A 10,109-nucleotide genomic window follows, 5' to 3' on the forward strand; every position below is an offset into this window, starting at 1 on the left:
AGCAGTCATAAAATTTTCGGACCCTTAGAAAACCAAGACGGATGCGATTATGATTAATTATGGCTCAAAATATTTCCAGTCGCCATAGGTGGCATAATTTTAGTCTATTTTCGGTGCTAAATAGAAATAATCCCCGTCTTGATACCAAGAGGGGATTAGCAACAACACCTGGGCAACAACGGATAATCTATGATTCTGTTATCTGGGACAAACAGAAATATTGTTAGCGTTCAGAACAATTCTTCCAGCAGAACGTTGATTAATTAACACGGGGTTTCCGGTATCAGTTTTAATGATCAGGGGATCAAGTCTCTTGCATTCCTGAACCCGTTCGCCCCACTCCTCAACCCGGCGGGTATATTCAGCGCGGACGCGGGGAATATTATCTAGGGTAATGCCGGCCGGAATTGGTGGCAGATTAGGAATAAATACTTCATCGGTGATTACTGCGTCACTTCTGATGTTGCGGTTAACTCCTAATTCATAGATAATCGGATAGCGGAAAGCAGAAGGGAGAGTCCGAAAAGGATTAGCCAAATCGGGCAAGCTGTAGTACCTGGGGGGAGTCACTCTGCCAGTTTGCGGATCTGGTCGCTGGTATCTGATATCAAAATCTGATGGAGTTGTGGGAACTCCAATTTGAGCGAAGGCTTTGACAGGCATGAATGCTGTAATCAGCACACACAACCCACCTAACAGTTTAGACTTCATTAAACTCATCTCCTCAAAATCACCTAGTGGTTTGCCGATCCATCCTACAGGCTATTGCCCTAGGATTCTAAGTTCCTGAGACTTTTGCCAGAGGTATCTCGGAACTCTAGCAAATTTTACCTCAGATATCAACTGATATTATTACCGGAACCAAACTATTGTCCCGGATATCTATTTACTCAGGATTGGTGACGATCGCATTACCATAGCCAGTAGCCACTATAAGGCCAAATCTGATAAATTGTTTATCCTAACCAAAATCATCACCAAATTATCTGCTCAAGATCCATCTATGACATCCAACAACGACTCGCGCCGCCTCGCCAAATTTAGGGGCTACCGGGAATCTATCACGGTTAAACCCATCACTAGCCTCCAGAGAAAAATCGGCATTTGGGTATGTGGGCTGATTCTCGGATTCGTCCTTAGCCAAACCCACGCCTATTGTGCCGCAGCAGGCGATCGCATAATTTCCGCCATTACCAACCCCCCACAACCGCCACCCACCCCAACCCAGGTAGGGCCGGATTTTGAACTCAGCCAAATTCCCCTACCAAACCCTTTTGAAACCGCCAGCAACAGCCCCCAAGCCAATCAACCCAGCCATCAACGGGAATTTAGGGGAGTATGGGTCGCCTCGGTAGTTAATATTGACTGGCCCTCAGCTTCCAATCTATCGGTAGCCCAACAAAAATCTGAACTCCTAGCTATCCTTAACCGGATGCAGGAATTAAACCTTAACGCCCTAGTCTTGCAAATTCGCCCCACTGGCGATGCTTTCTATCAGTCCCAAATTGAACCCTGGAGTACCTGGCTGACGGGAAGACAAGGGCAAGCCCCTAATCCCTTCTATGACCCCCTACAATTTGCCGTTGAAGAATCCCACAAGCGCAATATTGAACTCCACGCCTGGTTTAATCCCTATCGCGCCCGCATGGGTTCAGAAAGGGGTCCTTTTGCACCCAATCACATGGCCGCGGTTTATCCCCAATACGCCTACCGCTACGGCGACCTAATTTGGATGGACCCTGGTGCGAAAGAAGTACAAGACCGCACCTATAACGTGATTATGGATGTTGTCCGGCGCTACGACATAGATGCGGTTCACCTGGATGATTATTTTTACCCCTATCCCAAACCCGGAATTGCTTTCCCGGACGGACAAACCTACAACGCCTATCGAGCGGCTGGGGGTAATCTCTCCCTGGCTGACTGGCGGCGAAATAATGTCAATCAGATGATATTCCGCCTATATCAGGGGATTAAGGAAATTAAGCCCTATGTCAAATTTGGCATTAGTCCCTTTGGTATTTATCGCCCTGGAAAGGCTCCGGGAATTGTGGGTATGGATCAATATGAGGCTATCTTTGCTGATGTCAAATTATGGATGGATAGGGGATGGTTAGATTATCTCTCTCCCCAACTTTATTGGCGCATTGACCCCCCACAACAGAGCTATCCGGTGTTATTGGATTGGTGGGTACGGAATAACCCCTTCCAGCGCCATATTTATGCGGGAAACTTTCTGAGTCAATTGGCTAATGGTTGGCCGGTGTCTGAGTTTCAGCGACAAGTCCAGATTTCTCGCCAAAAAGCTAATCAGCTTTCCCTGGGAAATATCTTTTTTAGCATGAAGATGTTTCGGGATAATCAAAGTGGTGTGAATGAGGTATTTAAATCATCTGTTTACCCAACTCCGGCTCTGCCGCCGTCTATGCCTTGGCTAGACAATGAACCACCACAACCCCCAACGGGTTTACAAGCTAGTTCCGGGATGATTTCCTGGAATCCATCTCCTGATCATGATATCCGATCTTGGGCTTTATACCAGCAGTTTACCAATGGTTGGCAGTTGGTGAGAGTCCTCGATCGCAATACCACAGCGGTCAGGGTCTCACCAGGAACCTACGCCGTCCGAGCGGTCGATCGCATGGCTAACGAAAGTTCAGAGGCGATCGTTAATGTCAGTTAATTTCTAACTTCATCAAGAGGCGGGTTAATTCACTTAATTGGTCACCATTGACCCTGAGCAGATAACCCGCCTTTATTATGGCAACTTCCCACTTCCCTATTTATGACTTTTATCTCCACCGATTACGCTATCTTCCTGTTTTGTGTCTTCCTGATTTATTGGCTAACACCCTGGCGCAAAGGCAGATTAATCATACTATTAGCAGCCAGTTTAATATTTTATGCCTCCCTACAAATTCAATATATCCCCCTGCTGTTACTGTGCATTTTCTTTAACTTTGGTTTAGCCCTCTCTATCGGTGAGCCTTTAGAAGACTGGCAAATTGCCAATAGTTCCTTCAACCGTCGCCGCCTGATTTTATTGTGGATTGGAATTACCATCAACCTCCTACTATTACTAGGCTTTAAATATATTCCTTTTCTGCTCAATATCATTGGCGGCATCTTCAATAATAATCAGATTCAAGATGCAGCGGTTTGGGTAAGTTCCTATATTGTACCACCTTTAGGATTGAGTTTTTTCTGCTTTGAAATAATCGCCTATTTAATAGATGTATATAGAGGCGCACCCCCCACCAATTCTTTACTAGAATTTACCAGCTATAAATTCTTATTCCCCAAATTCATTGCCGGCCCAATTACCCGCTATCATCATCTCAAAAATCAATTCCAAACCCTGCAATTTCCCACACCAGAAAAAATCACAGATGGTTTATGGTTGCTGGCTATGGGCGCAGTCAAAAAAGGAATTTTTGCCGATCGCATTGGTATTTTCGTAGACCTAAGTTTTGAAAACTTACAACGGGCTGGAAGTGGCGACTTATGGCTGGCTACAGTGGCTTATGGTTTACAGCTTTATTTAGATTTTACCGGCTATGTAGACCTAGCCAGAGGTACAGCATTACTACTAGGATTAAACTTACCAGAAAATTTTGATGCTCCCTATTTTACCACCAGTATCGCCGATTTTTGGCGACGATGGCATATCACCCTAGGGGACTGGCTGCGAAATTATCTATATTTTCCCCTAGGAGGGTCAAGGGTGGGACTCACGCGCACCTGTCTCAACTTACTAATTGTCATGTTAATTGCGGGAATTTGGCACGGCGCAGCCTGGGGGTTTATTTTATGGGGGGTATTACACGGGGTAGCTTTAGTCATTCACCGACTGACAGACACCCTATCTAAACAGTTATCAATAGAGTGGATTTGGCTAACTTTTCCAGGTATAATTATCAGTTGGTTTATCACCCAATTAATGGTTTTTTGGACTTGGATTTTCTTCAGACTTCCTGACTTAAAGGATTCATTTTGGGTAGTGCAAAACCTTTGGGGCACCCGCGCCGACATTCAATTTGCCCACCTAGTTTATGTGGAGGCTTTAGGAGTTGAAAGAATTGATTTAGCCAGGATTCTAGTTGGGGTAATCATAGCCATGGCGATCGCCACCGCATTTCGACGGGGTTTAAAAGTACAACTCAACTGGCCGATTAAGTTAATTTTAGTTCCCCTGTGCTTTTTCGCGGTCTTATTATTAGCCCCAGAAGGTGGTTTACCCTACATTTATTTTGACTTTTAAGCCCCAGGACTCCCCCCCAGTGATACCCCAACCACATCGCCAGAAATTAGGAATCTTGATTAAGTTTTAAAACCGCCATAAAAGCCTCTTGGGGAACATCCACCGACCCCAAAGCCTTCATCCGTTTTTTACCCTTAGCCTGCTTCTGGAGTAATTTCTTTTTACGGCTAATATCACCGCCATAACACTTAGCTAAAACGTCCTTACGCAAAGCTGGTATATGTTCACTAGCGATCACCTTAGAACCGATCGCCGCTTGAATAGGGACCTTAAACTGATGGCGAGGAATCAACTCTTTGAGTTTTTCCGCCATTCCCCGTCCGACATTATAGGCTTTATCCCGATGAACAATCATCGCCAGGGAGTCTACAGTATCCTTATTAATCATAATATCCAGCTTAACCAAAGGATTCTCACGGTAGCCGACAAAATGATATTCCATACTGGCATATCCCCGCGATCGCGATTTCATTTGATCAAAAAAGTCCGTCACCACCTCAGCCAAAGGAACCTCATAAACCAAAGTTGTCCGCCCCATAGTCAGATATTTCATATCCAGAAAATCACCCCGCCGACCTTGGGCTAATTCCATCAAAGTACCCACAAAAGTCTCTGGGGTAATCATTTCTACCCGCACATAAGGTTCCTCTATTTTCTCGCGGTGATTAGGTTCGGGTAATTTACTCGGGTTATCAATCATCAGCACTTCCCCAGTATTAGTGGTCACCCTATAGACCACAGAAGGAGAAGTGACAATCAAATTTAGGTCATATTCTCGTTCCAATCTCTCTTGGACAATTTCCATGTGTAGTAACCCCAAGAAACCACACCGGAAACCAAACCCCATAGCACTAGACGTTTCAGGTTCGTATGACAAAGAAGCATCATTTAACTTGAGGCGATCGAGGGCTTCTCGTAAGTCGGGAAACTGGTCAGCATCAATAGGAAATAACCCACAAAATACCATGGGTTTAGCCTCTGTGTATCCAGGGAGAGGGTTATCCGCCTGATTTTTAGCCATAGTAATGGTATCACCAACCCGGGCATCTTCCACAGCCTTAATCGCCGCACCCAGATAGCCGACTTCCCCGGCGTGCAATTCATCAACAGGGGTTTGAGTGGGGGCTAATACTCCTAACTCATCAATTTCGTATTCTTTACCAGATGCCATTAAACGAATGCGATCGCCTTTTTTAACCGTCCCGTCCATGACCCGAAAATAGACAATCACCCCACGATAACTGTCATAATAGCTATCAAAAATCAACGCCCGCAGTTTCTCGGATACGGTATCCTTGGGAGGCGGAACTAATTTGACAATAGACTCCAAAATCTCCCCAATACCAATACCTTCCTTAGCAGAAGCGCGGATCGCATCGGAACAGTCTAAACCAATAATTTCCTCAATTTCCCCAGCGACCCGTTCAGGTTCAGCTCCAGGTAAATCAATTTTATTGAGGACTGGGATAATTTCTAAATCATTCTCCAAAGCTAAATAGACATTAGCCAAGGTTTGCGCTTCCACCCCTTGGGAAGCATCCACAACTAACAGCGCTCCCTCACAAGCAGCCAAAGAACGGGATACCTCATAGGAAAAGTCCACATGGCCAGGAGTATCGATCAGATTCAAAACATATTCCTGACCATCTTTGGCTGTATAATTCATCCGAGCGGCCTGGAGTTTGATGGTAATCCCCCGTTCCCGTTCAATATCCATGGAATCTAGGAACTGTTCCTTCATCTGGCGATCAGCGACAGTCCCGGTCTGCTGAAGTAGGCGATCGGCTAAGGTAGACTTACCATGATCAATATGAGCAATAATCGAAAAATTACGAATCCGAGTTACAGGAACGTTAGTCATAAGGGGTAACTTTTTAAAACCAGTCAGTGGGAGGATGGGTGCTTAACGTATTTTAACAAAAAATTGGCGACCGTAGCGATCGCACCCACAACTGATCAAACCAAAATCCGGTTATAGCCTTGTAGCGGACAAAATAAGCCCCCAAAATGCCATATACAGCATTTTCTGAGGCTCAAGTTTTTGGATAAACCATCTAAGGTTGTTTTTCCAGTTCCGATTTCATCTTTTCTAGGGTCATGTGCATTTGTTGGAACATCTGGTCAGGGGTAATCCCAAACTGGCCTAGTTGAGTTTTTAACTGTTCCATAGTCATCTGGGCCATGAAATCCTCAGACAGTTCAAACCGCTTCATAAAGATACGGTAACGATCCATCATCGATTCCATATTCTCAATAAACAGTTTTTTGCCCTCTCGGTCAAATTTCCCATAATCGCTTCCCAGTTGGATTAAAGACTGATAGTCCTCAAATAACTGTTTGGCTTCTTGCTGTACAATCTCAGATTCAAAGAAACTCATAATTGGTTAAATCTTTTATACAACAGGCGATCGCGATTCCTTAACCCAGGAATTGCTCCTATATTTTGTCTACAATTGTAACACCGAAATCTCGGCTACTGTACCCCCCAAGGGTCGCAATTGCCGTACCACTTCGGGCTATAATCCTTATAGACAAATTTTATCTTAGATCGGCCCTAATCGTTTCCAAGGCCAAAAACGCCAAGCCGCCCTACCAATAATGTTCTGTTGGGGTAAAAATCCCCAGATGTGGGAATCATTGCTATCGTTGCGGTTATCTCCCATGACAAAATACTGTTGGTCAGGTACCAAATTCGGTCCCCAATCATACTCAGGAGGTTCCGCGATATACTCTTCTGCGATCGGATCATTATCTAAATAAACCTTACCGCCGCGAATTTCCACCAGTTGACCTGGTTCACCAATAATACGCTTGATAAATGCTTGGTCTTTGGTGTAGCCTTGAACCCTTAACTGTCCAGGTGGCGTAAAAACAATAATATCCCCAAACTTGGGAGGACTGAATCTATATAAAACCTTTTCTACCACTAAGCGATCGCCAATTTCCAAAGTCGGGAACATTGAATCCGAGGGAATATAACGGGGTTCAGCCACAAAAATGCGGATTAGTAACGATAGACTCAAAGCCACCGCCAGAATCACCAAATTTTCCCGAAATTTCCCCCCTTTAGCGGTTGGAGCCGGGTCTTTGGGCTTGGTTTCCCCTTGTGGTTCCTGTTTTTGTTCCTGGGATCTCATTTTGGTTGATTCAATCCTCTGAGTTAGACAACTTAGGCGATTTGTGATGGTGAAAACGAATCCCTAGGAAAATATCATACATGAAACCCCAGAAGTCCTTGCCATTAAGCAATCCCAAGGTTTGGGGAGAGCCTTTGGCATCTAACAGAGGTTTAGTCGCTTCGTAGGCAGGTTTATATTTATACCAGGGAATTGACGGCCACAGATGATGGATCAAGTGGTAGTTTTGTCCCAAAATCAAAATATTGAGGAGCGCACTAGGATAAACCCTGGCATTTTTCCAGCGATTGCGTTCTTGAAAAGGACGATGGGGCAAATAGTCAAAGAATAAGCCCAAAGCCAGTCCTACCACTAAAGCCGGAGTAAACCAGAAGTTGAGAATATAGCCCAAAAAATCATAGTGAACCCCTAGGGCGACAATTACCACGACCACCATACGGCTTAAAAACCACTCCAGTAACTCATACTTGCGCCACAGTCGCCGCCGGAAGAAGAAAATCTCGTGATAAAAAAATCTGGCTGCAATTAACCACAACGGCCCCCCTGTGGAAACAAAATGATCAGGATCATTGTCTGGGTCATTAACATGGGCATGATGTTGGATATGGACCCGGGTAAAAACTGGAAAGGCAAAACCCAACATTAAAGCACTACCATGTCCCAGAATCGCATTCAGGGTGCGATCGCGGTGTGCAGAATTATGGGATGCGTCATGAATGACTGTCCCTGCTAGATGTAGGGCTAGTACATTACACAAAAAACAGAACCAATTAGGCCAGTGCCAGCACCAGTAACCTAGAGTAGAACTAATGACGATCGCAATAGCCCCTAAGAACATAAGGAGGGTTATATTTAAACCCCCTTCCGGGACTAGGAAATCCTTGGGAACCGTCAGCAGCTTCTGGCCCTCCGACATTATTGTTTGCACTCCTTAGAAGTTTGACACCTGAGTATTTTACGCGAGTCCTGAGCAACTGTAAATATTTGTAAACAAAATGAGTTGCCACCTTGCCTAAGAAAATATCACTACTTTACCTGAAGGAGGAAAAAAATTCCATGTTTACACAATTCAAGTTTGGTTGGCGTAAATTTTCCCCTATTTTCGGGGTGATCAGCTTATCCTTAGCCATGCCTCTGGTAATCAATCAGGGTGCGGCCACAGCTAGGCCCCTGTCCATAGGCGATCGCCATTTTAGTCCCTCCTGGTCCCAGATTACTGATCAACTCGGTCTTCCTAGGATTAATTTTCCCCAAAACCCACAACCAATCCCTACACAAACCTCTATTCCTCCCCAGCAAGAGGAGACAGTTCCCATTCCCCAGGTAGAAGTAGAAACAGAAACCGCCAATATTCCCCGGTTCCGCTGTGAAGTGGTCAACGGTCAATATACAGTTATGTATTATCCCGTCAGCCAACCAACTCAAGGCTTCCCCTGGGCGGTTCCTGGTGAAATGGGAGGTGGTTGGACTCCCCAACGTCGCTGTCAGGAAATTAGTAGCCGTCTGGAGTCCTATCGCCCTGATGGGTTGGTGGCTTTACAGACCGCTGTAGAAAATGGCCACAACACTGTTTGTGCTACTACGGAAGATATCCCTCAATGTCGGATTGTCCTGACGGTTCCGGCTGGCGAAAGTGCCGAAGTCGTGCGCGATCGCATTTTTCAGAATTTGTTAATTGCTGACAGCGGACAGAGTACCCAGGGAGTTTTGACTTTGGTCAATGAACGCTCAACCCTTGGTACACTGGAAGGCATCATTCCCAGGAGTTCGTCTAATCGTTCCCAAGGGATTCTGTTAAAACCTTTCCTAGACCCAGCAGACGGCGGCACTGGAAATCGCATGGATCGCCGTTTCTTCCGCTAATCTCCCCTTAAACCCCCAAATCCGGGGGTTTGGTGGTGGGTCAGGATTTGTCAACACCAAAAAACCGGAGCGAGGTCACGCGCCGTCTGTAGATAGCGGCGAGAAGATTGAGTATATTGGTCGGGCATTCATCCGCACCTGGCAAAAAGGATGGGGTATTCTGCCCGACATTTTCGATAAAATTTGGTGGTGGTAGAGCGATCGGCCACAGTATAATACTAGCGAATCCGATCTAAAGCCCGCATTCCTCCCCAACGCTCCACAATTTTGTCATCATAATCATCAGCAATTTCTAGCACCGCATTTACCGAAGATTCCAGTTCAATTTTGTCGCAGGTCGAACCCACAATGGTATGCTCGAACAGAACATCACCATTATCATCAATGCCAAAGGCTCCAAAGCGCATATTGCTGTTTTCCCGCAACAGAAACCGCATCAGGTCTGGGGTAAGTTCTGTTCCCGTCACCACATAGGAACGAGTGTTAATAATTGCCTCATCTTTTCCCCACGGAAAAACAAACACCTCCACCAGTGCTGACCCCATAAACAGGGCCAGTCCCGGCACATCCTGTCTGGCACAAGGAAATTTACCGTAAAGTTCCCTCATCCAAGTAGTAATTTTCTCATAACAGGCTTCCTGTATTGCACTCTCGAATTTCATCGGCTTCCCCCTTTCAGTATATTGATCATAGTTTTACCAAACACTTGTGCCAGAATGTCCTCACTACAACTTTTTTAGTGTTAGTGGGTATTAATGGCAACCAACAAATCATATCCCGACCAGGCAACCATGATCTGATACATTTACGCGACATTTTTCCGGTTGTTCCCGGACAATGCGACGATT

Annotated in this window: 9 protein-coding genes; 3 read left to right on the top strand and 6 right to left on the bottom strand. The window is 45.4% G+C overall.

Translation table 11 applies throughout. From position 1 onward, the window contains the following. Positions 1-198: 198 nt before the first annotated feature. Positions 199-711 (bottom strand): hypothetical protein, encoded by a 513-nt coding sequence (locus P5683_RS05350; RefSeq protein WP_006622091.1) that lies wholly within the window; start codon positions 709-711, stop codon positions 199-201. A gap of 241 nt (positions 712-952) precedes the next feature. Between P5683_RS05350 and P5683_RS05355 the strand changes: the two genes are divergently transcribed. Further along, entirely contained in the window at positions 953-2,683 is a 1,731-nt protein-coding gene (locus P5683_RS05355; RefSeq protein WP_006622092.1) for a glycoside hydrolase family 10 protein, read from the top strand. Between the two features lie 102 nt (positions 2,684-2,785). Then, entirely contained in the window at positions 2,786-4,261 is a 1,476-nt protein-coding gene (locus tag P5683_RS05360; protein ID WP_006616477.1) for an MBOAT family protein, read from the top strand. A 46-nt stretch (positions 4,262-4,307) separates the two neighbouring features. Here P5683_RS05360 and lepA read toward each other — a convergent pair whose 3' ends face one another. From lepA to crtR, 4 genes are all read right to left on the bottom strand, one after another. Next, entirely contained in the window at positions 4,308-6,122 is a 1,815-nt protein-coding gene (gene lepA, locus P5683_RS05365) for a translation elongation factor 4 (protein WP_006622093.1), read from the bottom strand. Between the two features lie 193 nt (positions 6,123-6,315). After that, a complete protein-coding gene (locus P5683_RS05370) occupies positions 6,316-6,639 on the bottom strand; it encodes a DUF1825 family protein (RefSeq protein WP_006618001.1) in 324 nt (107 codons plus the stop codon). A gap of 165 nt (positions 6,640-6,804) precedes the next feature. Beyond that, positions 6,805-7,398 (bottom strand): signal peptidase I, encoded by a 594-nt coding sequence (gene lepB, locus P5683_RS05375; RefSeq protein ID WP_006618002.1) that lies wholly within the window; start codon positions 7,396-7,398, stop codon positions 6,805-6,807. Positions 7,399-7,408: 10 nt separating this feature from the next. Continuing rightward, a complete protein-coding gene (gene crtR, locus P5683_RS05380; protein ID WP_006618003.1) occupies positions 7,409-8,314 on the bottom strand; it encodes a beta-carotene hydroxylase in 906 nt (301 codons plus the stop codon). 140 nt (positions 8,315-8,454) lie between these two features. On the opposite strand from crtR, the gene P5683_RS05385 reads away from it, so the two are divergent. Next, a complete protein-coding gene (locus P5683_RS05385) occupies positions 8,455-9,261 on the top strand; it encodes a COP23 domain-containing protein (protein WP_006622094.1) in 807 nt (268 codons plus the stop codon). 218 nt (positions 9,262-9,479) lie between these two features. On the opposite strand, the gene P5683_RS05390 is transcribed toward P5683_RS05385, so the two are convergent. Continuing rightward, complete coding sequence (locus tag P5683_RS05390) at positions 9,480-9,923, bottom strand: T3SS (YopN, CesT) and YbjN peptide-binding chaperone 1 (protein WP_006622096.1); 444 nt, start codon at positions 9,921-9,923, stop codon at positions 9,480-9,482. Positions 9,924-10,109 lie beyond the last annotated feature (186 nt).

Origin of the sequence: Limnospira sp. PMC 1279.21 (assembly GCF_032349615.1) — a bacterium.
Lineage (GTDB): Bacteria > Cyanobacteriota > Cyanobacteriia > Cyanobacteriales > Microcoleaceae > Limnospira > Limnospira fusiformis.